Source organism: Aminobacter sp. MET-1, from assembly GCF_026521175.1.
Classification (GTDB): domain Bacteria; phylum Pseudomonadota; class Alphaproteobacteria; order Rhizobiales; family Rhizobiaceae; genus Aminobacter.
The window spans coordinates 312398-335903 of the sequence record NZ_JAMSHL010000003.1; the positions used below are offsets into that span (position 1 = coordinate 312398).

Genomic DNA, 23506 nt, shown 5'->3' on the forward strand with positions numbered 1-23506 from the left:
GGCATGTCCGCGCTTGCAGTGGTGGCGGCGTGCAACAGCCCCAGGGATGCGCTCGATCCGTCCTCGATCAAGCCGACCGAACAGTCCAATGCCCTAGCCAGCGCCGAAGGCACCGACGCTGGCGCCCCCGCCATTGCACCCGCCCCCGCAACACCCGCGCCGCTGTCGCCCCAGACGGCGGCCATCGTCGCCAAGACGCGCGTGCAGTTCGCCCCCATCGTCGGCACGCCGGTCGAGGCGGCGACGCCTCTGACCGAGCGGCTCAACCTGCGCGCCCGCACCCGCGGCATCACGCTCGCCGGAAGCACCGACACCACCCCGCCCGGCATCATCATGCGCGGCTACTTCTCGGCCATGACCGAAGGCGCCAACACGACAGTCGTCTATGTCTGGGACGTCTACGACCCGGCAGGCACGCGGCTGCACCGCATCAACGGCCAGCAGAGCGCGGCCTCCACGGGCACGGGCGACGGCTGGCCGACTGTCGCTCCAACGACAATGCAGGCGATCGCCGATTCCACCATCGACCAGCTCGTCGACTGGCTCGCTGCACGTGCCGGCTGAAGCTTGATTTCGGCCCGAAGGCTTCCATCTCCTGCAAACGGGAACCGATCGGGGACAAGATCATTGTCACAAAATCATTCTCAATGACAAAAATGGAGCCCTGTGCCGATGCAAGCTGAAGGGCATTCCCAACCGCGACATTCCGTTACGCATGTCGCTTTTTTGGGGTTCTGGGGGCGAGTCCGCTTGCAATACGGGCCAAGGCCGCTAAAAGCCCGCTCATATTCACTTCCCAGGGTCAACGTATGAAACTCTTCGCGGGCAATTCCAACCGGGTGCTGGCAGAGTCTGTCGCACGTTATCTCAACATCCCCCTGGGCAAGGCGAGCGTCCGGCGCTTCGCCGACCAGGAAATCTTCGTGGAAATCCAGGAGAACGTCCGCGGCGAGGACGTCTTCATCCTCCAGTCCACCTCCTTCCCGACCAACGATCACCTGATGGAACTGCTCATCATGATCGATGCCTTCATGCGCTCTTCGGCACGGCGCATCACGGCGGTCATTCCCTATTTCGGCTATGCGCGCCAGGATCGCCGCGCTTCGGGCCGCACGCCGATCTCGGCCAAGCTCGTGGCCAACATGATCGCCCGCGCCGGCGCCAACCGCGTGCTCACGCTCGATCTGCACGCCGGCCAGATCCAGGGCTTCTTCGACATCCCCACCGACAACCTGTTCTCTGTGCCGGTCATGGCGCGTGACGTGAAGGCCAAGTACAAGCAGCTCGGCAACGTCACCGTCGTCTCGCCCGACGTCGGCGGCGTGGTGCGCGCCCGTGCGCTGGCCAAGCGCCTCGACGCCCAGCTCGCCATCGTCGACAAGCGTCGCGAGCGTCCGGGTGAGTCCGAGGTGATGAACGTCATCGGCGACGTCGCCGGCAAGGACTGCCTGCTGATCGACGACATCGTCGATTCCGGCGGCACGTTGTGCAACGCGGCCGACGCGCTGCTCGCCAAGGGCGCCACCTCGGTCACCGCCTACATCACCCACGGCGTGCTTTCGGGCGGCGCTGTCGCCCGCATCACCGGCTCGCAGCTGCAGGAACTCGTCATCACCGACTCGATCCAGCCGACCCAGGCCGTCATGGACGCGCACAACATTCGCGTCGCCTCGATCGGCGACCTGATCGGCGAAGCCATTTCGCGCACGGCCAGCGAAGAGTCGGTGTCGAGCCTGTTCGACTGAGTTCCAAGCCGTCAACTGACCGCTTCAAGGCCCGTCCCGAAATCCGGGGCGGGCCTTTTTCACGAGTTCATGCCAGCTGCCACGCCATGCCTGTAAGCGCCGAGACCGCCAGCACCAGGATCATGTTGGCCTTGAAGCGGATCAAGGCCACACCGGCACCAACCGCAATGGCTGCCGCAACCCAGTCGAACCGGCCGAGATCGGGTGCAGGCAGCATCAGCGGCCCCCACGCAACCTCCCTGAAATTGCCGAACAGCACATGCAGGGCGAACCACACGGCCAAATTGGCGATGATGCCGACGACGGCCGCCGTCACCGCCGCCAACGCACTCGCCAGCCAGCGCACATTGCGCACCGTCTCGACATAGGGCGCACCGACGAAGATCCACAGGAAGCACGGCACGAAGGTGAACCACAGCGTCACCGCGGCGCCCGCCATACCGCCGGCCAGCGGGGCCAGCGTCGAAAGGCGCGCGCCGCCGAGGAAACCGACAAAGACCAGCACCAGGATCAAAGGCCCGGGCGTCGTTTCCGCCAGGCCCAGGCCCGTCAGCATCTCGTCCGCCTTCAGCCAGCCATAGACCTCCACCGCCTGCTGGGCGACATAGGCCAGCACCGCATAGGCGCCGCCGAACGTTACCGCCGCCATCTTGGAAAAGAACGCGGCTTCGGCCGTGAAAACATGGGCCGGCCCGAGCGCCTGCCACAGCACGATCATCGGCAGGAACCAGATCGCCAGCCAGACACCGAGCGTGGTGAAGAAGCGCCGCGCGCTCGGCCTCGTCCATTCCGGCATCTCATAGGCGACGCCGTCCTCGTCGGCAGACCTCGCGCCCGATGGCGCGAGCCCGGCCAGATGCAACAGCGCACCGATGGCCGCCGCAGCGAGCACGATCAGCGGAAACGGCAGCTTGAGAAAGGCGATTGCCACGAAGGCCGCAATGGCGAGAACGACCATGCTGCCGTTCTTCAGCGCCCGTTTCGACACCTTGATCAGCGCCTCGAGCACGACCGCGAGCACGGCCGCCTTGAGCCCGAACAGCAGGCCCTGCACCAGCGTGATGTGGCCGACCGCCATGTAGATGGCCGACAGGGCGGTGATAACAATGGCCCCGGGCAGCACGAACAGCAGCCCCGCCACCAGCCCTCCCCTGGTGCCGTGCATCAGCCAGCCGGCATAGGTGGCGAGCTGCATCGCCTCCGGTCCGGGCAGCAGCATGCAATAGTTGAGCGCATGCAGGAAACGCGGCTCGTCGAGCCAGCGCTTCTCGTCGACCAGTATCTTGTGCATCAGCGCGATCTGCCCGGCCGGCCCGCCGAAGGACAGCAGGCCGATCTTGGCGAAGGTCCGCGTCGCCTCCCCGAAGGAGGGCGCGGCTCTTGGCGGCGTGGCATCCATGTCAAACCGCCCTTGCTGGCCAGTTGTGGGTTTCGTCGGTCGCGTAGCGGCACCAGCCATAGAGGCCATCGTAGACAGTCATACCCTTCTCGAGTTGGGCATGATCGTCGTCTTCGATGGCCGACAGGCCGAGCGATATGGCGAGAAGTCCCGCAGCCTGCGGCTCGATGTCAAGCCGCGCGGTATCAGCTCCCCTGACGATGCGGGCAAGACGCAGGAGTGCCGGTTCGGTCAGGCCGAACTCCGCAATCAGCGTGTCGAAGGTGCAGTCGTCGCCGCGATGCGAATAATGCACGTCCTTGATGTCATAAGGGATGGCGCCGGTCTCGTCGGCGACGTCCTTCACCCATTCAGCCGTGACGAAATGGAACACCGCCAGCGGGTCGATGAAGCGCCTGATCAGCCAGGGACAGGCGATACGGTCGATCTTGGGCCGCGCCCGCGTCACCCATTCGCTCGGTCGCGGCAGCCCCGCTTCAAGCTCAGGCGCTTGCCGAGCCACGACAGGGCCGCCGGCGGCAAGCCAGGCATCCATGCCGCCTTCGAGCATGGCGGCATCGGCGCCGCCAGCCACAAGCTTCGCCAGCGCGATCTCGCTGACATTGTGACCATGGGCGCAATAGACGACGATCGGGCGTGCTGCCGGCATCTGCGGCAGCCACTCGTCCACCTTCATGTGGTCCCGCCACAAGGCGGCGGCAATCCGTGTCGGAGCGGCGTCGAACGCCGCCTTCCTGCGCACATCGACGATCGACGGGCATTTGTCGGTGCCGACGAGACGGATCAATTCCTGCAATGAGATCATTCTGGGCATGGTCTTTCCTCCGCACAACGTTGCGAAGGCGGAGCTTGGGCCTTTCGGCCTTACGGGGAGTCCACCATGCCCCCGATATGCGAATTCTATTTGAAACCGCTGGCCGCTTCAATCATCTCAACACGCCGTCCAGCGCCGGCAGGCCGATAACAGCGGCAGTGGCGATCAGCCCGTAGCAGATGCGCCGGAAGGTTGCCTCGTTGGCGCGGCTGAACAGGTGCGAGCCGATATAAAGGCCGAGCGCGAAGGTCGGCCCGATCGTCAGCGACAGCCCCACCGTCTCCCAGGTCAGCAGCCCGGCGATGAGGTAGCTTGCGATCGACAGCACGCTCGATATGGCGAAATAGAGCACGATGTTGGCCCGCACCGTCAGCGGCGGGATAGCCCCGCCAAGCCAGTAGGCCACGACGGGCGGCCCGCCGACCTGGGCAGCCCCCGAAAACAGCCCCGAGGTCATGCCGACGGCCGCAGTCAGGCCGGCATGCGGGCGGCCGTGATAGCGCCAGCCCGACATCAGGAGCGCCAGCAGACCTGCCACGATGGCGACGATGGCCCAGCGGATCACCACGCCGTCGACATGGGTGAGAAGATAGGTGCCTGTCGGCACGCCAATGACTGCGCCAAGCGCCATGACGCCGACATTGGCACGGTCGGCATTGCGCCATGCCTTGGGAATGAGCCCAGGCGTCAGCACCAGGTCGACGATCAGCAACAGCGGCACGGCAAGCTTGGCGCCAATCAGCGAACTTGCCACCGGCACGAAGATCAACGCCCCGCCAAAACCCGAGAAGCCGCGCGCGCAGCCGGCGACGAAGGCGGCAATGACGAGCACCACGATGGTCGCCGTCGGCAGGTGGAGGGGCAGAAGATCTTGCATGTGTTGGGTAACGCCGTGATTGTTTCGAGCCGGCGTGATACAGGCTCGGCGTCACCTGCGCGAGCAGCCACGGCGCAACCAGCACCAATCCAGGCCACAATTGCCGCAACAGGGCCGCAACAGGGGCCGCAACGGTTGCACTTTTTGCCACCTTCCGATATAGAGCCGCCACCCGCGTAGACACCCTTGGAGGCAACGCGGCGGAAGGCCGCCCCACCCGGCGGCTTTCGACGTTTACGGATCAGGCCTCAGGCCCGCCGTAGGCGCTCCATACAACCGAAAGGAAATGCCATGAGCGAAACTTACGAGCTCAAGGCCGAAGCACGCGAACTGGTCGGTAAGGGGTCCGCCCGTGAAGTTCGTCGCAACGGCAAAGTGCCTGCAGTCATTTACGGCGACAAGCAGCCTCCCCTGGCCATCGCCCTGTCCTACAAGGACATCTTCTACAAGATCCATGGCGGCGGCTTCCTGACCACGATCGCCACGATCGACGTCGACGGCAAGAAGATCCAGGTCCTGCCCAAGGACTACCAGCTTGACCCGGTCCGTGACTTCCCGATGCACGTCGATTTCCTGCGCGTTGGCAAGAACACCGAAGTCAACGTCCAGGTTCCGGTTCACTTCATCAATGAAGAGAAGTCGCCCGGCATCAAGCGCGGCGGCACGCTGAACATCGTCCGTCACGAGGTCGAGTTCCACTGCCCGGCCAACGCGATCCCCGAGTTCATCACCGTCGACCTCGACGGCACCGACATCGGCGACTCGATCCACATCTCGGCCGTCAAGCTGCCGAAGGGTGTGAAGCCCGTCATCTCCGACCGCGATTTCACCATCGCAACGATCGCCGGCACTTCGGCATCGAAGTCGGAAGAAGGCGCGGCCGAGGCTACCGCCGAGGCATAATCGCCAGCATACCCGGAGGACCCGAACATGCTGCTCTTTGCAGGTCTCGGCAATCCGGGTGCGCAATATCAGAACAACCGGCACAATGTCGGCTTCATGGCGGCGGACGCAATTGCCCGCCGCCATTCGTTTTCGCCCTGGACGAAGAAGTTCAAGGGCCTGATTTCTGAAGGCAACATCGCCGGCGAAAAGATCATCCTGATCAAGCCGCTGACCTTCATGAACCTGTCTGGCCAGTCGGTCGGCGAAGCCATGCGCTTCTACAAGCTCGCCCCTTCCGATCTCACCGTCTTTTATGACGAGCTCGACCTCGCCGCCGGCAAGGTGCGCGTCAAGATCGGCGGCGGCGCCGGCGGCCACAACGGCATCCGCTCCATCGACCAGCACATCGCCAAGGATTATCGCCGCGTCCGCATCGGCATCGGCCATCCCGGCGTCAAGGAGATGGTGCATGGCCATGTGCTTGGCGACTTCGCCAAGGCCGACAAGGAATGGCTGGAGGTATTGCTCGACCTCATGGCCGACAACGCCGGCCTTCTGACCAAGGGCGACGACAACGGCTTCATGAACAAGGTCACCGTCGGCCTGCGTGACAAGCTGCAGCCGACAGGCGTCGACGACACGCCGCCGCCGAAGGCGCCCAAGCCGCAGGCGCCGAAGGCCCAGAGCCACATCCGCCAGGCCCGCCCGAACCAGCCTGCCGTCAAGGTCCCCGAGACCGGCCCGATGGCCGCGATGCTGAAGAAGCTTCTCGGCAAGGACTGAGCGGCCGCAAAGACATCCGCCTCGGTTCGTGCGATAAGGGCGCGCAACGCCCTTGGGTCCGACGCAACCGTCCGGCGAGGTGTCACCATGCAATCCAAAACCGCATCCTGCTCCTGCGGGCAGCTCAGCATCGAAGTTAGCGGCGCGCCGCTCGGTGTCGGTGTGTGCCATTGCCTCGCCTGCCAGCGTCGTACCGGCAGCGTCTTTGCCGCCCTTGCCGCCTTCGCCCCGCCTTACACGGCCACGGGCACGGCGAGCGAATATCTGCGCGTCGGCGACAGGGGCTCGCGCTACATCTTCAGGTTCTGCCCGGTCTGCGGCACCAACCTGTTCCACACCGAAGTCGGCGCCGAGCGTGCCTTTGTGGCGGTCGCGGTCGGCGGCTTCGCCGACCCGGATTTTCCCCCTCCCGAGGATTCCGTCTACGACTGCCGCCGCCACTCATGGGTCGTCCTGCCTCCGGGAACCAAGGCCTATGACAAGGACCCTGACTGACTTGCGATACCCGACACGAGTACGGACCGTCTTCACGCGGTCCTGCCCGCAAGCTGAAGGCTCCTGACATAAGTCGGCCGGTCGGCATGTTAGACAGCTTCCTTGCGCAACAGGAGCAGATCATGGCGACAACAGGCACAGACGACGTCATCTACATGTTTGCAATGTCGCTCGACGGCTTCATCGCCCGCGAGGACGGCACGTTCGACTGGCTCGACAATTTCCCGGCCGACGACGACTACGACTTTTCGAGCTTCATGGCCTCGCTGAGCGGCATCGTGATGGGCCGCAGCACCTATGAAGCCACCCGGCGGCATGACGAATGGGCCTACGGCCAATACCCTTGCCTGGTTGCCACCTCGCGCCCGCTCGAAAACCTGCCCGAAAACGCGGAGGCAATGGCCGGCACGCCAGCCGAAATGCTTGCCAATCTTCGCGCACGCGGGGCCACCGGCCGCATCTGGCTGTTCGGCGGCGGCGACCTCGCCCGCCAGTTCATGGATGCCGGCCTGCTCGATACGATCGAGATCGGCACCATCCCCGTGATCCTCGGCTCCGGCATCCCGGCTTTCGGCGGCATACAGGCCGACCGCTGGCTCGATCTGGCCTTTGCCAAGCCCCTGGCCAATGGCGCAGTCCATGCGCAATACCGCGTGCGACGCTGAAAGACTTGACGATCTTAGGCCCTATCGCCCATAGCCCTGTTCAAATTCCGATTTCCCGATAGGACCAAAAGACCATGGGTTTCAAATGCGGCATCGTCGGCCTGCCCAATGTTGGCAAATCGACGCTTTTCAACGCGCTGACGCGCACGGCCGCCGCGCAGGCCGCCAACTATCCGTTCTGCACCATCGAGCCGAACACCGGCGAAGTGGCCGTGCCTGACCAGCGCCTCAGACAGCTGGCCAGCATCGCCAAGTCCAAGGAGATCATCCCGACCCGCATCTCCTTCGTCGACATCGCCGGCCTCGTGCGTGGCGCCTCCAAGGGTGAAGGCCTGGGCAACCAGTTCCTCGCCAACATCCGCGAGGTCGACGCCATCGTGCATGTGCTGCGTTGCTTCGAGGACGACGACATTACCCATGTCGAAGGCCGCATCGATCCGGTCGCCGACGCCGAGACCGTCGAGACCGAGCTGATGCTTGCCGATCTTGAGAGCCTCGAGCGCCGCATCGTCCAGATCCGCAAGCGCGCCCAGGGCAAGGACAAGGAAGCCACCACCGTCCTGCCGATGATGGAACAGGCACTCGCCCTGCTCCAGGACGGCAAGCCGGTGCGCCTGCTGCTCAAGGGCATATCAGCCGAGGATCTTGCCATCCTGCAGGGCCTGAACCTGCTGACCTCGCACCCCGTGCTTTATGTCTGCAATGTCGCCGAAAGCGATGCGGCGACCGGCAACGAGCACACCGCAGCGGTCCAGAAGATGGCCGAAGCGCAGGGCGCCGGCGTCGTCATCATCTCGGCTGCCATCGAGGCCGAGGTGGCGCAGCTGCCCGACGAGGAAGCCAAGGAATTCCTCGCCGACATGGGCCTCGACGAGCCGGGCCTGGATAAGCTGATCCGCGCCGGCTACGAGCTCCTGCACCTCATCACCTACTTCACCGTGGGCCCGAAGGAGACGCGCGCCTGGACCGTGCACAAGGGCGCCAAGGCGCCCCAGGCAGCCGGTGTCATCCACACCGACTTCGAGCGCGGCTTCATTCGCGCCCAGACCATCGCCTTCAATGACTTCGTCACGCTCGGCGGCGAAGTTCCGGCCAAGGAAGCCGGCAAGGCGCGTGACGAAGGCAAGGAATATGTCGTCCAGGATGGCGACGTGATGCTGTTCAAGTTCAACACCTGAGAAGGTGCCGGCGAATAGCCCGCCTCCGGCTCTCAGCAAAAGCCCGGCCTCGCGCCGGGCTTTTCTGTTTCCAGCTGGGTCCAGTCTGGTCGACGGCGCAACGGCGATCATGCCGGGTTCATTGCACGCCAGCCCCGTCGAAAAACGGGGCTGGCGCTACAGCGTCACGCATGCTGCTACCCAAGCCAGATGGACACGATGTCGTTGGACGCGCCCAGCTCGACATTGACGCGATCTGGCCTGGAGTCCTGCGTAAGCATATCTCCAGTATGGTAGACGCGCGCATGCCTGCCGATCAGGGTTCCGATCGGCGATTGCATCAGGTTCGCCACGTCGACCTTTTCCCGCATTCCACGCCACGGATAAGGAACCCATCGATCCCCCTCGGCAAATAACGTGGTCCCCAGGGGCGCCTCGAGGCTGTTCGTTCGAGAATGGACCCTGATGCCCTGCAGCGGCCGGCCTTTGCCCCAGTAGTCTGTCGGATCGATATCGACGACCAATTCGACCGCTATGGGCTTGACGACCTCGCTGACGATGCCGGTCGGCGCCGCAGCAACAAAATCAAAGTCCTGGATGCCGTCCTTCGGTGGCGCGATGTAGTACCAAGGCGTCAGGCTGGGATTACTCCATCCGCTTGTGGGAACCTCGCCCGTTGCGGATATGTCAAGCATAGGTGGATTTGACTTCAGAACATGCACATCGACTGTAGAGACTGACATGATGCGCTGCATATTGTCCTCCCTTCGTATGTACACACATGATCATTGCAGCCAGCAATGCTTGAAAATACTGGCACGACGCCAGGAAAAAGTATCTGCCCCGTTTGGGTTAAGAACACGGCTGTGGCGCCGCCACACAGGCCGCCCGCCGATATTCGCGACAACGGACGATCACGCCGGGAGACGGCCTCGCCCTTAATCTTCCATTAACCATCCCGCTGTACTCAGGCATGGAGATTGCAGATCGCCTCCACCTTTGACCACGGATGTACTGGCACAGGATGTTGAGGCGCTAGAGAAAGGTCGGGTTCACCCCGGCCTTTTTTGTTTCGCCCGCCCTCTCTGCTTCGAGCATCGAGGGCACAGGCACAAATCGTTCGCATGTTCTCACGCACGACCAACCAGATTGTTCTCGACGGCTCCACTTCGAACACCTATCTGCCCTGCAAGCAAGGACGGCTGCGATGCTGTCGGCGCAACAGGCAAAGCTCTAGGGGGACAGATGACGCAGCACGTGCCTATCGAGATCGATCTTCCCGGCTCGTTGCGGGACGCGTTGTCCGGCTACGGTTGGAGCCGGCAGACGATCGGCGCTTCGAATGCCGGCGTCTTCAGGCTGGAGGCAGAAGGCCAGCCTGTGCTGTTCCTCAAGACAGAGGAGGCCGGCCCCTTCGCCGAGCTTCCCGATGAGGTGACGCGACTGAGCTGGCTGACCAGCCAGGGCATCCCCTGCCCCGAAGCGCTCCGCTTCGAAACCCATGGCGGGCACCACTGGCTGCTGATGAGCGCGCTGCCTGGCGGCGATCTCGTTTCGCAGGAGATGCCCGCCGTCGGGGCAATTGCCGTCATGGCGGGTGCGCTGCGGCGGCTCCATGCGCTCGACATCGCCTCCTGCCCCTTCGATCATCGCCTCGAACACCGCATCGCGCTGGCGCAACGGCGCGTCGAGGCCGGTGAGGTCGACGAAGAGGACTTCGACGACGAACGCGAAGGCCGCACGGCCGAGAGCGCCTTCGCCGAGCTTTTGGCGACCCGCCCCGCAAGCGAGGACCTTGTCGTCACCCATGGCGACGCCTGCCTGCCCAACTACATAGCCGCTGACGGACGTTTCGCGGGCTTCATCGACTGCGCCCGCCTGGGCGTTGCCGATCGCCACCAGGACCTCGCTCTGGCCTGCTGGAGCATCACCCACAATCTCGGCAAAGCCTGGGTCGAGCCGTTCCTTGCCGCCTATGGCATGCCGGACGCGGATGCCGGCAAGCTCGCCTACTACCGTCTGCTCGACGAGTTCTTCTGAGCCATCGCTGCATTCCGGCCGGAACGTCATAGTCCTGTCACGCCACGCTCCTACCGACTGCTGGCTTGACTGCGCCGGCTACCGACGGCACATCCCGGCCGGGCTTCCCAGGGCCCGTTTTGACGCTATCCTGCGCCCGCCCCCAGACGGGCAAATCGCGCCTCGAACAAGGGAGACCCGGCGATGATCAAGGCATTCGTCGTGGACAATGACCGGTTGCGGTCAACTGACGGCATCGAGGCCGACAAGGACCGCATCGTCTGGGCCGACCTGCTCAATCCGACACGCGAGGAAGAGGCGACGATCGAGCAATGGCTCGGCGTCGGCGTTCCGACCCGCGAGGAAATGGAGGAGATCGAGATTTCCTCGCGCCTCTATGTCGAGGACGGCGCCTACTTCATGACCGCGACGCTGCCGTCGATGGCCGACAGCGACGACCCGATCATGTCGCCCGTCACCTTTGTGCTACGCCGCAACCTGCTGGTCACCATCCGCTATCACGAGCCGCGCGCCTTCCAGACCTTCCCGATGCGGGCCGAGAAGGCGTCGATTGGCTGCACCTCCGGGGAGACCATCCTGCTTGGCCTTCTGGAAGCGATCGTCGACCGGCTGGCGGACGTTCTGGAGCGCGTCTCGCGCGACATCGAGAGCCTGTCAAAGGGCATCTTCAACCCAACGGCCAAGAAGGCCTCCAAGCGCGACCGCGACTTCCAGCAGCTGCTCAAGGACATCGGCCGCAAGGAATCGCTGACCGCCAACATGCGCGACAGCCTGACCTCGCTGCAGCGCCTCGCCGGCTTCCTCGCCAACGCCACCGGCCAGACCAAGAACGGCAAGGATGCCAAGGCGCGGGTGAAGACGCTGGCGCGCGATATCACATCGCTCGCCGACCACGCCTCGTTCCAGTCGCAGAAGATCACCTTCCTGCTCGACGCCACGCTCGGCATGATCAACATCGAGCAGAACGGCATCATCAAGATCGTCTCGGTCGCCGCCGTCGTCTTCCTGCCGCCGACGCTCGTCGCCTCGATCTACGGCATGAATTTCGAGCTGATGCCGGAGCTCAAATGGCTGTTCGGCTACCCCTTCGCGTTGGGCCTGATGATCGTCTCGGCCATCCTTCCATTCTGGTGGTTCCGCAGCCGCGGCTGGCTCTGAGCCAACAGGTCGCCCGGTCCGGGTCTTGCCCATGACGCGAAACCGGCTCATGGTGATCGTACAAGATTGAACAGGATATCCGATGAGCGTCAGGAAATGGGCCTATGAGGACCTTGCCGAGGGCGTCGTCATCGACCTCGGCACCAAGGTCGTACGGGCCGAAGAGATCATCGAATTCGCCTCGGAATTCGACGCCCAGCCCTTCCATCTCGACGAAGAGGCCGGCAGGGCGAGCATTCTCGGCGGGCTGTCGGCGTCTGGCTGGCACACCTGCTCGATGTTCATGCGCATGCTGTGCGACGCCGTCCTGCTCGACTCGACATCGCAGGGCGCGCCCGGCATCGACTACGCCAAGTGGAAACGGCCGGTGCTGGCAGGCGACACGCTCGGCGGCAGGCTGACGGTCCTGTCCAGCCGCCTGTCGCGGTCGAAGCCGGGGCTCGGCTTCGTCAGCTGGCGCGCCGAGCTCGTCAACCAGAAGGGCGAGACGGTGTTCGAGTTGGTCAACACCTGCATGTTCCTGACCCGCGAGGCCACTCGATGACCCTCGACGACTATCTCGGCATCGGCGAAACCATCACGCTCGGCAGCCATCATTTCAGCGCCGAGGCGATCAAGGACTTTGCCCGCAAATACGATCCCCAACCCTTCCACACCGACGAGGACGCGGCCAGGAACAGCGTCTTCGGCAGTCTCTGCGCCTCGGGCTGGCACACCACGGCGGTGTGGATGAAGCTCAACCTGGCGCATCGCGGCCGCGCCTGGGACGGCGAGGGCCCAAAGCCCGAGTTCGGCCCCTCACCCGGCTTCAAGAACCTGAAATGGCTGAAGCCGGTCTTTGCCGGCGAGACCGTGACATTCACCCGGCGTGGCCTCGACCATCGGCCCCTCGCCTCACGGCCCGGCTGGCGCATGCTGACGATCCACTCCGAAGCCTTCGATTCGACCGGCGACAAGGTGCTTGAGTTTGACAGCGCCGTGCTGGTGAAGGTGGGCTAGCCTTCCCTCTCCCTTGTCGGGTGAGGAGTGGTGACCGAAGATCAGGAAAAGCCAACGATCTGGCCATTTTCAAAGAACTCCTTCGGCCTCCTCTGGCCCGCCCAAGAAATCCTCTGGCCGCGGAAACGCTCACCCCGCTCGAGACATCAATAGGCCTCGCGAAATGCAGCGAGGAACGTGCCTGCCCGCCAAACGCAACGAGGCGAGGAAATTCCCCGCCTCGTCGCACTACCAATACTCCAGGCGCAGCGGCCCGCTATGCCGCCTGAAACCGCCGCTCAGTGCCCGTCGAAGGCGATCAGGGTGCGCACATCGACGCCAAGCGCTTCGAGCTTCCTGCGGCCGCCGAGGTCGGGCAGATCGATGACGAAGCAGGCGGCGACGATGTCGGCGCCGATCTGGCGAAGCAGCTTGACGGCGGCTTCCGCGGTGCCGCCTGTCGCGATGAGGTCGTCGACCAGGATGACCTTCTCGCCGGGCGCGACCGCGTCCTTGTGCATCTCCATCTCGTCGAGGCCGTATTCGAGGCTGTAGGCGATGCGCACGGTCTCGTGCGGCAGCTTGCCCTTCTTGCGGATCGGCACGAAGCCGGAAGACATCTGATGGGCCATGGCGCCGCCGAGGATGAAGCCGCGCGCCTCGATGCCGGCGATCTTGTCGATCTTGGTCCCGGCATAAGGATGGACCAGCTCGTCGATGGAGCGACGGAAGGCGCGCGCATCGCCGAGCAGCGTGGTGATGTCGCGGAACATGACGCCGGGCTTGGGATAGTCGGGAATGTTGCGGATCGAGGAGATCAGCGTCTGCTCGAGGGAAGTGCTCATCGGCGGGGCTCCGTTGTCTCCAGCCGGCACGTCATCGGCAAGGACGCGCAACCACACTGTAGAACCGTGAATCTGTGCAAGCCCGAACCGGAAGTCCAATCCGGCCCAAGGACAATGCCCGTCACTTTTGACGGCTTGGGCAGCAAAAGAAAAGGGCGCCTTTCGGCGCCCCTTCGATTTCTTTTGGATCGTGCCCGATCAATGGGCGACGTTGGCCCAGACCCGGCGCTTGGTCGCGTAGACGAGACCGGCGAACAGCACCAGGAAGATCATGACCGCAAAGCCGGTCTGCTTGCGCACCACCAGATGGGGCTCGGCAGCCCACATCAGGAAGGCCGCGACGTCGCGCGAATACTGCTCGACCGTCTCGGGCGAACCGTCTTCGTAGGTCACCTGGCCATCCGACAGCGGCTTGGCCATGGCGAGCGACTTGCCGCCGATGAAGAACGGGTTGTAGTGCGTGCCCTCGGCGATTTCCATGCCGGCCGGCGGCTGCTCGTCATAGCCGGTGAGCAGGGCGTGGATGTAGTCAGGACCGTTCGACGCATACATCGTGAAGATGTCGAAGACGAAGGTCGGGAAACCACGCTCGACGCCGCGCGCCTTGGCGATCAGCGAGAAATCGGGCGGAGCAGCGCCATTGTTGGCGGCGGCGGCAGCAGCCGAGTTCGGGAATGGCGACGGGAAGTGGTCGCCCGGCAGCGCCTTGCGCGTGAACATCTCGCCATCGCCGTTCGGGCCGTCCTGCACTTCGTACTCGGCGGCGAAGGCCTTGACCTGCGCTTCCGAGTAGCCGAGGTCCTCGAGCGTGCGGAACGCCACCAGGTTCATCGAGTGGCAGGCCGAGCAGACTTCCTTGTAGATCTTCAGGCCGCGCTGGAGCTGGGCCTTGTCGAAGGTGCCGAACGGGCCGGCGAAGGTCCAGTCCATTTCCTTCGGCTTGTGGATCGGGAAGTGCGTCGGCTCGGCAGCGTGGTTGGCTTCCTCGGCGGCAACCGCCGCGCCGGCGGTGCCGACGAGAAGGAAGCCGATGGCCGCCAGGCTGTGGAGAATCTTTTTCATTCCGGAATTCCTCTCAGATTCTCGTTCAGCCACGGGTTTCCGGGGCGGCGGTGGCGCCTGCGGGATGAGCCGAGCCGCCCTTGTTCTTTTCGAGCACCGCTTCGGTGATCGAATTGGGCAGGCGACGCGGCGTCTCGATCAGGCCGAGCACCGGCATGATGACCAGGAAGAACGCGAAGTAGTAGAGCGTTGCGATCTGCGACATCACCACATAGGCGCCTTCGGCAGGACGCGAGCCGAGCCAGCCCAGGAAGATGGCGTTGATGACGAAGAGCCAGAAGAACAGCTTGTACCACGGACGATAGACCGCCGAACGGACCTTCGAGGTGTCGAGCCACGGCACCACGAACAGCACCGCGATCGAGCCGAACATGGCGAGCACGCCGCCCAGCTTGGAGTCGATCGGTCCGATGTTGAAGGTGATGGCGCGCAGGATCGCGTAGAACGGCAGGTAGTACCATTCAGGGACGATGTGCGCAGGCGTCTTCAGCGAGTCGGCCATGATGTAGTTGTCGGGGTGGCCGAGATAGTTCGGGATGTAGAAGATGAAGTAGGCGAACACGGCCAGGAACACGACCATGGCGAAACCATCCTTGATGGTCGCATAGGGCGTGAAGGCAACGGTGTCAGTCTTGGACTTCACCTCGATGCCGGTCGGGTTGGTCTGGCCGGTGACGTGCAGGGCCCAGACGTGCAGGATGACGACGCCGGCGATCATGAACGGCAGCAGGTAGTGCAGCGCAAAGAAGCGGTTCAGCGTCGGATTGTCGACGGCGAAGCCGCCCAGCAGCAGCTGCTGGATCCACTCGCCGACCAGGGGGATGGCGGTGAAGAAGCCGGTGATGACGGTGGCGCCCCAGAAGGACATCTGACCCCAGGGCAGAACGTAGCCCATGAAGCCGGTCGCCATCATCAAGAGATAGATGATGCAGCCGAGGATCCAGAGCAGCTCACGCGGCGCCTTGTAGGAGCCGTAGTAGAGACCGCGCATGATGTGGATGTAGACGGCGATGAAGAAGAACGACGCACCGTTGGAGTGCATGTAGCGCAGCAGCCAACCGGAGTTGACGTCGCGCATGATCTTTTCGACCGACTGGAAGGCCAGCGTGGTGTCGTTGGCGTAGTGCATGGCCAAAACGACGCCGGTGATGATCTGCGCCACCAGCATGATCGAAAGGATGCCGCCGAAGGTGTAGGCGTAATTCAGGTTACGCGGAACCGGATAGGAGACGAATGAATCGTGCACCAGCCGCGGCAGCGGCATGCGTGCGTCGATCCAGCGGCCGATGCCGGTTTTGGGCGAATAGGTCGAGTGTCCACCGCTCATGGAATTATGTCCCCTGCTCAGCCTATCCGAAGCTTCGTGTCGGAAATGAACTGGAATGTCGGAATATGAAGGTTTTCCGGCGCCGGACCTTTGCGGATACGGCCCGCCGTATCGTAGTGCGAGCCGTGGCACGGGCAGAACCAGCCGCCGAAATCGCCCTGCTGACCGAGCGGCACGCAGCCCAGATGGGTGCAGACGCCGACCATGACCAGCCAGTTTTCCTTGTCCTTGCCGGCCGTGCGGTCGATGTCGGTGGCCTGAGCATCGCCAGGGAGGTTGGCGTTGCGGGCGTTGGCGTCCTTGAGATCGGCCAGCGCCACGTCCTGGGCGGCCTTGATCTCTTCAGGCGTGCGGTTGCGGATGAAGACCGGCTTGCCGCGCCACTTGACGGTCAGCGACATGCCCGGCGTCAGTGACGAGACGTCGACCTCGATCGACGAAGCGGCGAGCGTCGAAGCGTCCGGACGCATCTGGTCGATGAAGGGCCAAGCCACAGCGGCAGCGCCGACCACACCGGCCATGCCAGTGGCCACATAGAGAAAATCGCGGCGATTGGGCTCGCTCGTATCGGTTGCGCTCACGGGACCTGATCCTTTTGCCTCAATTCCAACCGGAGGCTGAGCACTTGTCCCCGCTCAATGATGCGAGCCCGACGGCGCATGGCTACCAGGCTAGCGAATTCCTCCGGCATTTGGATTTCGGTTTATGCGTGAAGCCCGTTTTTGTCCAGTCGGCACGGGGCATATGGGCAGATTGTCGCGGGGCTAACGTTAGCCGGTGGAAAACCATCGCGAAGACGCCGAATTCCGCGGGTTTGCGGCCAGCCGGGCGAGCGCCGGACGGAGCTTCTAACAAGTGCTGTGGACCCGAGCGGCGATGGCCGACCTTGCCGCGGCACGGCCCCTGTTGGCTTATGCCGCGCCGAGTCGCACCAGCACTTCCCGCGGTATGGCGTACTCGCGGATGGCGTCGTCATGGCGGCGGTGGCCGCAAAGCTCGCGCTGGATGAAGTAGGCATAGACGGCGTCGGACGCTGCCTTGAGCAGGATGCGGCGCGCCTCGGGATCACCCTCATACGCCGCGAGCCTCGCGATCGCCTCCCCAACCCGCTCGCCGGCGCGGCCCAGCGCTGCCGCCTTTTCGGCCATGAACTCGTATTCGAGCACGTTGAGGACCTGCTCGGAACGGTTCGAGAAAATGCTGGGCGGGCGGACCGACATGTCAGTAGCTTACTCCGCTGGGCGCCTCGGGGCCACCTGATCACGCCGGCCGCGATTCATCGAGCACGCTTTCCTCATGGAAGAGGAAGCCGCCGGACTGGCGCTTCCACAGCCGCGCGTAGAGGCCGTCGAGCGCGATGAGCTCGTCATGAGTGCCCTGCTCGACGATGCGGCCCTGCTCGAGCACGACCAGCCGGTCGAGCGCGGCGATGGTCGAAAGACGGTGGGCGATGGCCAGCACCGTCTTGCCCTGCATGAGCGCGGTCAGGTTTTCCTGGATCGCCGCCTCGATGTCGCTGTCCAGCGCCGAGGTCGCCTCGTCGAGGATCAGGATCGGCGCGTCCTTGAGGAAGACGCGCGCAATGGCGATGCGCTGGCGCTGGCCGCCCGACAGCTTGACGCCGCGCTCGCCGACATAGGCGTCGTAGCCGGCGCGGCCGCGATTGTCCTGGAGCGTGCCGATGAACTCATGCGCCTCGGCCCGGCGCGCGGCGGCGAACACCTCGGCGTCGGAGGCCTCGGGCTTGCCGAGCTTGATGTTGTCGCGCAGCGAGCGGTGGAACAGTGCGGTATCCTGGCTGACGACGCCGATCTGGCCGCGCAGCGAGTCCTGCGTCACGGCGGCGACATCCTGGCCGTCGATGAGGATGCGTCCGCCCTCGAGGTCGTAGAGGCGCAGGATGAGGTTGGCGAGCGTGGTCTTGCCCGCACCCGAGGGGCCGACGATGCCGACCTTTTCGCCAGGGCGGACTGTCAGCTCGATGCCGTCGAGCACGCCGCCGCCCTTGCCGTAATGGAAGACGACATGGTCGACCTTGATCTCGCCGCCCTTGACCACGAGTTCGGCAGCGCCGGGCTTGTCGACGAGGCCGAGCGGCTGGGAGATCAGCGCCTTGGAGTTCTCGAGCACGCCGAGGTTCCGAAGGATGCCGTTGAGCTGCATCATCAGCCGGCCGAGCAGCATGTTGAGGCGCAGCACCAGGCTGAGCGTGAAGGCGACCGCGCCGACCGAGATCGCGCCCTCGACCCAGAGATGGATCGAATACCAGGCAATGACCGTGATCATCACGCCCGACAGCGTCGTCAGCGCCATGCGCACGCCTGTTAGCTTGCGGGTGAAGGGCCGGAGCGCACCGAGATAGATGTCGAAGCCCGAGCGGATGTAGCGGTCGTCGCCGTCGGAGGCGAAGAGCTTCAGCGTCTGGACATTGGAATAGCTGTCGACGATGCGGCCGTTGATCATCGAGCCGGCCTCGGCGGTTGCCTCGGCATGCTTGCGGATGGTGGGCAGGTAGCGCCGGGCGAGGAAGCCGAACGCGACGATCCAGACGACGACGAGTGCGGCCAGCCGCCAGTCGAGGCCGGCGACGACCGCAAGCGTGGTGACCGTATAGACGATCATGAACCACACCACCTCGATGAAGCTTTCCATCAGGTCGCCGGTCGCCTGCCCCGCTTGCCAGACCTTGGTGGCGATGCGGCCGGCGAAATCGTTCTGGAAGAAAGAATAGGACTGGCGCGAGACATGGCGGTGGGCCTGCCAGCGCACGAGATTGTAGAAACCGGGCGTGATCGTCTGCTCGTCGACCAGCGCCGACAAGCCGACGACGATGGTGCGGATGACCAGGACGGTCACCGCCATGAACAGCAGCTCGGGTCCGGCATGGGCCCACAGCGACGCCCAGCTGCGGTCGGCGGGCATCTGGTCGAGGATGTCGACGAGGCGGCCGACGAAATAGAACAGCCCGGCCTCGACCAGCGGAGCTATGCCGCCGATGACCAGCATGGCGAAGAAGGCGACCCGCGCCTGGCCGACATAGTGCCAGATGAAGCCCCACACCGACGACGGCGGCCTGAGGTTTTTGGGCTCCCGGAAGGGAAAGACCCAGTTCTCGAACCAGTCGTAGATCTTGTTCATGCGCGCCCGGGACCAAGCCAGATGGATCTGATGCCTCGAGAAGACCGAGGCGCCGACTCGCGATTGTCGGCCCAAACGGGGCGACGAGGCAACCGCCGCCTGTCAGGAGCCTGCCTGCAACCCGGGCGATTGTTGGGCGGTACGTTCACATTAACAGGAGGATGCGGGAACAGGCCGATGCGGGCATCGACCTCCTGATCGCCGCTGTCCCTGTCGAATGCCGCCGACGCCATCGCAACGCGCAGCACGGCTCCCGCCCCCCTGCCCCGAAATGCACCTCCCCGAAAACGAAAGAGGCCTCCCCCAAGGGAGGCCTCGATCCAGGTCGTGCGACGTGCCCTACTCGGCCGCCTGGCCCTTGGCCTCGGCGTCGTTGGCGGCGTCGGTCATGTCGTCGGGCAGGAAGCCGCCGGACTGGCGCTGCCAGAGCGAGGCGTAGAGCCCACCCTTGGCGACCAGCTCGTCATGGCTGCCCTGTTCGACGATGCGCCCTTTGTCCATGACGACCAGCCGGTCCATCGCAGCGATGGTCGACAGGCGGTGGGCGATGGCGATCACGGTCTTGCCCTCCATCAGGCGATAGAGGTTTTCCTGGATCGCCGCCTCGACCTCGGAATCGAGCGCCGAGGTCGCCTCGTCGAGGATCAGGATCGGCGCGTCCTTGAGCATGACGCGCGCGATCGCGATGCGCTGGCGCTGGCCACCCGACAGCTTGACGCCGCGCTCGCCGACATGGGCCTCGAAGCCCTTGCGGCCCTTAGGATCGGCGAGATTGCCGATGAAGTCGAGCGCCTCGGCGCGACGCGCCGCCTCGACCATCATCGCTTCCGATGCATCGGGGCGACCATAGAGCACGTTGTCGGCCACCGAGCGGTGGAGCAGCGACGTGTCCTGCGTGACCATGCCGATCTGGGCGCGCAGACTGTCCTGCGTCACCGCAGAAATGTCCTGCCCGTCGATCAGGATGCGGCCCTTCTCGATGTCGTAGAAGCGCAGCAACAGGTTGACCAGCGTCGACTTGCCGGCGCCCGAGCGGCCGACGATGCCGACCTTCTCGCCCGGCTTGACATCGAGGGTGAGGTTCTCGATCACGCCCTTCTGCTTGCCATAGTGGAAGCCGATCTGGTCGAACGAGATCGCGCCCTTGCCGACGACGATTGCCTTGGCGTCGGTCCTGTCTTCGACCACGCGCGGCATCGAAATCGAGGTGATGCCGTCCTGGACGGTGCCGATGCTCTCGAACAGGCCCGAGACCTCCCACATGATCCATTGCGACATGCCCCACAGGCGCAGCACCAGGCCGAGCACGACCGCGACCGCGCCGATGGAAACCGCACCGTTGAGCCAAAGCGTGATCGACAGGATGCCGACCGACAGCAGCAGCGTCGAGTTGAGCAGATAGAGGACGCCGTAGAGCGAGGTCACCAGCCGCATCGACCGGTAGACGGTGTTCATGAACAGCGCCATGCCTTCCTTGGCAAACGACGCCTCGCGGCGCGAATGCGAGAACAGCTTGACCGTCTGGATGTTGGTGTAACTGTCGACGACGCGGCCGGTCATGGTCGAGCGTGCATCGGCCTGCTCCTCGGCGAGCTTGCCGAGACGCGGCACGAAATAGCGCAGCAACAAAACATAGCAGACGAGCCAGACGATCAGCGGCGCTGCAAGGCGCAGGTCGGCCGAGCCGACGATGATAAGCACGCCGATGAAATAGACGATGACGTAGTTGAGCACGTCGATCAGCTTGACCACGCACTCACGCACGGCGAGCGCGGTCTGCATCAGCTTGGTGGCGATGCGGCCGGCGAATTCGTCCTGGTAGAAGCTCATCGACTGCTTGAGCAGGTAGCGGTGCACCTGCCAGCGGATGCGCATCGGATAATTGCCCATCAGCGTCTGCTGGTTGACCAGCGACTGCAGCACCACCATGCCCGGCAGGATGACCATGACGATGAAGGCCATGCCGGCGAGCTTCCAGCCTTCGTTCTGCAGGAAAGTCTCGCGGTTCTGGGCCGACAGCCAGTCGACGATGTTGCCGAGGAAACCGAACATCCACACTTCGGCGAGCGCGATCAGCGACGTCAGCACCGCGGCGACGATGATGTAGAGCCATGCACCCTTCGTGTAGTGCAGGCAGAACGCCACAAGCGTCTTGGGCGGCTCGACCGGCTCCTCCGATGGGAACGGGTTCAGTCTGTTTTCAAACCAGCGGAACATCTCAGTCTCTCAGTTCGGTATGCGGCACGCGGCGAATTCCGCGTGGGACGTATGTTGGTGGGCATTGGCACGGCCATGGCTGGCCGGATCCTTGTCGTAAACTGCTGCGGGGGCCTTCCGAATGTAGGGGACTGCTGAGGATTCGGCGAATCCTCAGCGTCTGCCTCCTGACATGGTTCCGGCAGCAGGCTTTGCCTGCTCCGACCGGCCGGCAAGCCGGCCGATCAGGGCAACCAGGCGGCCGATCAGCGGCCGGTGGTTCGGATCGACGACGACATTGGTCAGGTCGACGTCGGGCAGCATGCCGCGGTGCGGACGCTGCCGCGCGACCGGGTCCGCCTTGGGCTGATGCGCGCCGAGCGCCAGCATCATGGCGTGGTGCCTGGCGTCGGCTATGTCGTTGCGGTGAGCAAAAAATACGGAGTCGTGTTCGTTGCGGGCATCGTGCCCGCCGGGGATGTTGACAAACATCGGAATTGTCCTTCGAAAAACCGTGGGTAGGCTTCGGCGGACCGCGATACGAATAGGCCTGAAGATGTCAGGGAGATCGTCGAACCGGTACCACCGTCAGGCAGTTCGTCGCCCACAGGTGGGGCGGTGAGTGTCAAGCAGCATCATGTACCCCTCCATCGGTTCGAGTTGACAATGACGGCCGTATACTCCCCTTCGCGGCAGAACGCCACAGCACCATCTGCACTTTTTGCTTTGGCACGACTTGCTGTTGCCTTGCAGCCACAGATTAGGACATCGACATGGACCATCGCCTGCGCATCGCCCTCTACCAGCCAGATATCGCCGGCAACACCGGCACGATCCTGCGCATGGCTGCCTGTCTCGGCGTCGCCGTCGACCTGATCGAGCCGGCCGGCTTCGACATTTCCGACCGGGCACTCAAACGCGCCGGCATGGACTATCTCGAAATGGCGGCCCTGACCCGGCACATCGACTTCGATCGTTTCGAGGACTGGCGGCACAGCGAAGCGCGGCGGCTGGTGCTTTTGTCGACGAAAGCCGCCCTGCCCTACACGGATTTCCGCTTCGAACCAGGCGACATCGTCATGGTCGGCCGCGAATCGGCCGGCGTGCCCGACCACGTCCACGATCTCGCCTTCGAGCGGCTGATCATCCCGATGCCCGGCGGCGGCCGCAGCCTCAACGTCGCTCTGAGTGCGGCGATGGTCACCGGCGAGGCGCTGCGCCAGCTCGGCCAGGCGCCTGAGGCTGGTTAGGTCGATCCGGCGTCCATCGAACATGGCCTGAATTCCTTGCGTTGCAATGTCACGGACAAGCTCGTACAACCTCAACTTATATTGAGGTCAAGCGGGAATTTTCATGGCTCAGGAACTCACCGTCGGCGAGGTGGCGCGGCGCAGCGGCGTGGCTGTTTCGGCGCTGCATTTCTATGAGACGCGCGGGCTGATCCAGAGCCACCGGACAGCCGGCAACCAGCGACGCTATGGGCGCGACGTGCTGCGCCGGGTGGCCGTGATCAGGATCGCGCAGGATGTCGGCATTTCGCTTGCCGACATTGCCGCGGCCCTCGCCACGCTGCCTGACGGGCGCACGCCCAACCGGGAGGATTGGAGTCTGCTTTCAACAGCTTGGCGCCACGACCTCGACCACCGCATCGAACAGCTGAAGAAGCTGCGCGACGGGCTGACCGACTGCATCGGCTGCGGCTGCATGTCGATCGACAAATGCCCGTTGCGCAACCGCGAAGACAGGCTGGCGCGCCAGGGCCCGGGGCCGCAGAGATTGCTGGTGAAGGATTAGTCCCTCCCTGACCGCGGAGCAGGAACTGCCCGCCGGCGGTCACCACGACCCGGCTGTTTGCAATCGCGTCCGCCGTCGCCGGGACGCTCGCCAACCTCGCCGGCCTCACCAGGCCGGTGGTGCCGAAGGGCCAATGTGGCACTGCGGC

25 protein-coding genes are annotated in these 23506 nt (G+C 64.2%); 13 read left to right on the forward strand and 12 right to left on the reverse strand.

The window, feature by feature from the left end:
- Positions 1–3: 3 nt before the first annotated feature.
- Positions 4–564 (forward strand): hypothetical protein, encoded by a 561-nt coding sequence (locus NDO48_RS06545; protein ID WP_267321157.1) that lies wholly within the window; start codon positions 4–6, stop codon positions 562–564.
- Between the two features lie 245 nt (positions 565–809).
- Positions 810–1745 (forward strand): ribose-phosphate pyrophosphokinase, encoded by a 936-nt coding sequence (locus NDO48_RS06550; RefSeq protein ID WP_018429019.1) that lies wholly within the window; start codon positions 810–812, stop codon positions 1743–1745.
- Between the two features lie 67 nt (positions 1746–1812).
- Here the strand turns inward: NDO48_RS06550 and chrA are convergent, their stop codons facing one another.
- From chrA to NDO48_RS06565, 3 genes are all read right to left on the reverse strand, one after another.
- Positions 1813–3144: a chromate efflux transporter gene (gene chrA / locus NDO48_RS06555; RefSeq protein ID WP_267321158.1), complete on the reverse strand. Its 1332-nt coding sequence runs from the start codon at positions 3142–3144 to the stop codon at positions 1813–1815.
- Between the two features lies 1 nt (position 3145).
- Complete coding sequence (locus NDO48_RS06560) at positions 3146–3949, reverse strand: chromate resistance protein ChrB domain-containing protein (RefSeq protein ID WP_416377185.1); 804 nt, start codon at positions 3947–3949, stop codon at positions 3146–3148.
- Positions 3950–4070: 121 nt separating this feature from the next.
- Complete coding sequence (locus NDO48_RS06565) at positions 4071–4835, reverse strand: sulfite exporter TauE/SafE family protein (RefSeq protein ID WP_267321160.1); 765 nt, start codon at positions 4833–4835, stop codon at positions 4071–4073.
- 291 nt (positions 4836–5126) lie between these two features.
- On the opposite strand from NDO48_RS06565, the gene NDO48_RS06570 reads away from it, so the two are divergent.
- The 5 genes from NDO48_RS06570 (at position 5127) to ychF (ending at position 8841) form a co-directional block, all read left to right on the forward strand.
- Positions 5127–5738 (forward strand): 50S ribosomal protein L25/general stress protein Ctc, encoded by a 612-nt coding sequence (locus tag NDO48_RS06570; protein WP_018429023.1) that lies wholly within the window; start codon positions 5127–5129, stop codon positions 5736–5738.
- A 27-nt stretch (positions 5739–5765) separates the two neighbouring features.
- Positions 5766–6503 carry an aminoacyl-tRNA hydrolase gene (pth, locus tag NDO48_RS06575; protein WP_267321161.1) on the forward strand — a complete coding sequence of 246 codons (738 nt, stop codon included), beginning with the start codon at positions 5766–5768 and terminating at the stop codon, positions 6501–6503.
- Between the two features lie 87 nt (positions 6504–6590).
- Positions 6591–6998 (forward strand): GFA family protein, encoded by a 408-nt coding sequence (locus NDO48_RS06580; RefSeq protein WP_267321162.1) that lies wholly within the window; start codon positions 6591–6593, stop codon positions 6996–6998.
- A 122-nt stretch (positions 6999–7120) separates the two neighbouring features.
- Positions 7121–7663: a dihydrofolate reductase family protein gene (locus tag NDO48_RS06585; RefSeq protein ID WP_267321163.1), complete on the forward strand. Its 543-nt coding sequence runs from the start codon at positions 7121–7123 to the stop codon at positions 7661–7663.
- Positions 7664–7737: 74 nt separating this feature from the next.
- Complete coding sequence (ychF, locus tag NDO48_RS06590) at positions 7738–8841, forward strand: redox-regulated ATPase YchF (RefSeq protein ID WP_267321164.1); 1104 nt, start codon at positions 7738–7740, stop codon at positions 8839–8841.
- 176 nt (positions 8842–9017) lie between these two features.
- Here the strand turns inward: ychF and NDO48_RS06595 are convergent, their stop codons facing one another.
- Complete coding sequence (locus NDO48_RS06595; protein ID WP_026227408.1) at positions 9018–9575, reverse strand: hypothetical protein; 558 nt, start codon at positions 9573–9575, stop codon at positions 9018–9020.
- A 490-nt stretch (positions 9576–10065) separates the two neighbouring features.
- Here NDO48_RS06595 and NDO48_RS06600 point away from each other — a divergent pair, with 490 nt between their 5' ends.
- The 4 genes from NDO48_RS06600 (at position 10066) to NDO48_RS06615 (ending at position 13017) form a co-directional block, all read left to right on the forward strand.
- The gene (locus NDO48_RS06600) at positions 10066–10860 is read left to right on the forward strand and encodes an APH(3')-II family aminoglycoside O-phosphotransferase (protein WP_267321165.1); all 795 of its coding nucleotides are present in this window, start codon (positions 10066–10068) and stop codon (positions 10858–10860) included.
- 183 nt (positions 10861–11043) lie between these two features.
- Positions 11044–12018 carry a magnesium/cobalt transporter CorA gene (gene corA / locus NDO48_RS06605; protein ID WP_018429031.1) on the forward strand — a complete coding sequence of 325 codons (975 nt, stop codon included), beginning with the start codon at positions 11044–11046 and terminating at the stop codon, positions 12016–12018.
- 82 nt (positions 12019–12100) lie between these two features.
- Positions 12101–12562, forward strand: coding sequence for a MaoC family dehydratase (locus NDO48_RS06610; RefSeq protein ID WP_018429032.1), 462 nt, complete (start codon positions 12101–12103; stop codon positions 12560–12562).
- A complete protein-coding gene (locus NDO48_RS06615) occupies positions 12559–13017 on the forward strand; it encodes a MaoC family dehydratase (protein ID WP_018429033.1) in 459 nt (152 codons plus the stop codon). The genes NDO48_RS06610 and NDO48_RS06615 overlap by 4 nt, the downstream gene beginning before the upstream one ends.
- 278 nt (positions 13018–13295) lie before the next feature.
- Here the strand turns inward: NDO48_RS06615 and NDO48_RS06620 are convergent, their stop codons facing one another.
- From NDO48_RS06620 to NDO48_RS06655, 8 genes are all read right to left on the reverse strand, one after another.
- Positions 13296–13841 (reverse strand): adenine phosphoribosyltransferase, encoded by a 546-nt coding sequence (locus NDO48_RS06620; RefSeq protein ID WP_026227410.1) that lies wholly within the window; start codon positions 13839–13841, stop codon positions 13296–13298.
- 198 nt (positions 13842–14039) lie between these two features.
- On the reverse strand, positions 14040–14903 hold the full coding sequence (locus tag NDO48_RS06625) for a cytochrome c1 (RefSeq protein ID WP_018429035.1): 864 nt from the start codon (positions 14901–14903) through the stop codon (positions 14040–14042).
- A gap of 25 nt (positions 14904–14928) precedes the next feature.
- Positions 14929–16230 (reverse strand): cytochrome b, encoded by a 1302-nt coding sequence (locus tag NDO48_RS06630; RefSeq protein WP_018429036.1) that lies wholly within the window; start codon positions 16228–16230, stop codon positions 14929–14931.
- A 17-nt stretch (positions 16231–16247) separates the two neighbouring features.
- Positions 16248–16811 (reverse strand): ubiquinol-cytochrome c reductase iron-sulfur subunit, encoded by a 564-nt coding sequence (gene petA / locus NDO48_RS06635; RefSeq protein WP_018429037.1) that lies wholly within the window; start codon positions 16809–16811, stop codon positions 16248–16250.
- A 330-nt stretch (positions 16812–17141) separates the two neighbouring features.
- Positions 17142–17450 (reverse strand): DUF6665 family protein, encoded by a 309-nt coding sequence (locus NDO48_RS06640; protein WP_018429039.1) that lies wholly within the window; start codon positions 17448–17450, stop codon positions 17142–17144.
- Between the two features lie 40 nt (positions 17451–17490).
- A complete protein-coding gene (locus NDO48_RS06645; RefSeq protein ID WP_267321166.1) occupies positions 17491–19368 on the reverse strand; it encodes an ABC transporter ATP-binding protein in 1878 nt (625 codons plus the stop codon).
- A 339-nt stretch (positions 19369–19707) separates the two neighbouring features.
- The gene (locus NDO48_RS06650) at positions 19708–21585 is read right to left on the reverse strand and encodes an ABC transporter ATP-binding protein (protein WP_267321167.1); all 1878 of its coding nucleotides are present in this window, start codon (positions 21583–21585) and stop codon (positions 19708–19710) included.
- A 153-nt stretch (positions 21586–21738) separates the two neighbouring features.
- Positions 21739–22056, reverse strand: coding sequence for a hypothetical protein (locus tag NDO48_RS06655; RefSeq protein WP_018429042.1), 318 nt, complete (start codon positions 22054–22056; stop codon positions 21739–21741).
- Between the two features lie 281 nt (positions 22057–22337).
- Between NDO48_RS06655 and NDO48_RS06660 the strand changes: the two genes are divergently transcribed.
- Together NDO48_RS06660 and soxR are read left to right on the forward strand one after the other, a co-directional pair.
- Positions 22338–22814 carry a tRNA (cytidine(34)-2'-O)-methyltransferase gene (locus NDO48_RS06660; RefSeq protein WP_267321168.1) on the forward strand — a complete coding sequence of 159 codons (477 nt, stop codon included), beginning with the start codon at positions 22338–22340 and terminating at the stop codon, positions 22812–22814.
- 103 nt (positions 22815–22917) lie between these two features.
- Positions 22918–23358: a redox-sensitive transcriptional activator SoxR gene (gene soxR / locus NDO48_RS06665; RefSeq protein WP_018429044.1), complete on the forward strand. Its 441-nt coding sequence runs from the start codon at positions 22918–22920 to the stop codon at positions 23356–23358.
- Positions 23359–23506 lie beyond the last annotated feature (148 nt).

Excerpts from the sequence above, each read along its gene's own strand:
- NDO48_RS06545 (WP_267321157.1), top strand. The coding sequence starts at position 4 with ATGTCCGCGCTTGCAGTGGTGGCGGCGTGCAACAGCCCCAGGGATGCG.
- NDO48_RS06650 (WP_267321167.1), bottom strand. The coding sequence starts at position 21,585 with ATGTTCCGCTGGTTTGAAAACAGACTGAACCCGTTCCCATCGGAGGAG.
- NDO48_RS06565 (WP_267321160.1), bottom strand. The coding sequence starts at position 4,835 with ATGCAAGATCTTCTGCCCCTCCACCTGCCGACGGCGACCATCGTGGTG.
- NDO48_RS06585 (WP_267321163.1), top strand. The coding sequence starts at position 7,121 with ATGGCGACAACAGGCACAGACGACGTCATCTACATGTTTGCAATGTCG.
- soxR (WP_018429044.1), top strand. The coding sequence starts at position 22,918 with ATGGCTCAGGAACTCACCGTCGGCGAGGTGGCGCGGCGCAGCGGCGTG.
- NDO48_RS06660 (WP_267321168.1), top strand. The coding sequence starts at position 22,338 with ATGGACCATCGCCTGCGCATCGCCCTCTACCAGCCAGATATCGCCGGC.
- ychF (WP_267321164.1), top strand. The coding sequence starts at position 7,738 with ATGGGTTTCAAATGCGGCATCGTCGGCCTGCCCAATGTTGGCAAATCG.
- NDO48_RS06615 (WP_018429033.1), top strand. The coding sequence starts at position 12,559 with ATGACCCTCGACGACTATCTCGGCATCGGCGAAACCATCACGCTCGGC.
- NDO48_RS06630 (WP_018429036.1), bottom strand. The coding sequence starts at position 16,230 with ATGAGCGGTGGACACTCGACCTATTCGCCCAAAACCGGCATCGGCCGC.
- corA (WP_018429031.1), top strand. The coding sequence starts at position 11,044 with ATGATCAAGGCATTCGTCGTGGACAATGACCGGTTGCGGTCAACTGAC.
- NDO48_RS06625 (WP_018429035.1), bottom strand. The coding sequence starts at position 14,903 with ATGAAAAAGATTCTCCACAGCCTGGCGGCCATCGGCTTCCTTCTCGTC.
- NDO48_RS06640 (WP_018429039.1), bottom strand. The coding sequence starts at position 17,450 with ATGTCGGTCCGCCCGCCCAGCATTTTCTCGAACCGTTCCGAGCAGGTC.
- NDO48_RS06550 (WP_018429019.1), top strand. The coding sequence starts at position 810 with ATGAAACTCTTCGCGGGCAATTCCAACCGGGTGCTGGCAGAGTCTGTC.
- NDO48_RS06620 (WP_026227410.1), bottom strand. The coding sequence starts at position 13,841 with ATGAGCACTTCCCTCGAGCAGACGCTGATCTCCTCGATCCGCAACATT.
- NDO48_RS06580 (WP_267321162.1), top strand. The coding sequence starts at position 6,591 with ATGCAATCCAAAACCGCATCCTGCTCCTGCGGGCAGCTCAGCATCGAA.
- pth (WP_267321161.1), top strand. The coding sequence starts at position 5,766 with ATGCTGCTCTTTGCAGGTCTCGGCAATCCGGGTGCGCAATATCAGAAC.
- NDO48_RS06655 (WP_018429042.1), bottom strand. The coding sequence starts at position 22,056 with ATGTTTGTCAACATCCCCGGCGGGCACGATGCCCGCAACGAACACGAC.
- NDO48_RS06595 (WP_026227408.1), bottom strand. The coding sequence starts at position 9,575 with ATGCAGCGCATCATGTCAGTCTCTACAGTCGATGTGCATGTTCTGAAG.
- NDO48_RS06560 (WP_416377185.1), bottom strand. The coding sequence starts at position 3,949 with ATGATCTCATTGCAGGAATTGATCCGTCTCGTCGGCACCGACAAATGC.
- NDO48_RS06610 (WP_018429032.1), top strand. The coding sequence starts at position 12,101 with ATGAGCGTCAGGAAATGGGCCTATGAGGACCTTGCCGAGGGCGTCGTC.
- NDO48_RS06645 (WP_267321166.1), bottom strand. The coding sequence starts at position 19,368 with ATGAACAAGATCTACGACTGGTTCGAGAACTGGGTCTTTCCCTTCCGG.
- chrA (WP_267321158.1), bottom strand. The coding sequence starts at position 3,144 with ATGGATGCCACGCCGCCAAGAGCCGCGCCCTCCTTCGGGGAGGCGACG.
- NDO48_RS06570 (WP_018429023.1), top strand. The coding sequence starts at position 5,127 with ATGAGCGAAACTTACGAGCTCAAGGCCGAAGCACGCGAACTGGTCGGT.
- NDO48_RS06600 (WP_267321165.1), top strand. The coding sequence starts at position 10,066 with ATGACGCAGCACGTGCCTATCGAGATCGATCTTCCCGGCTCGTTGCGG.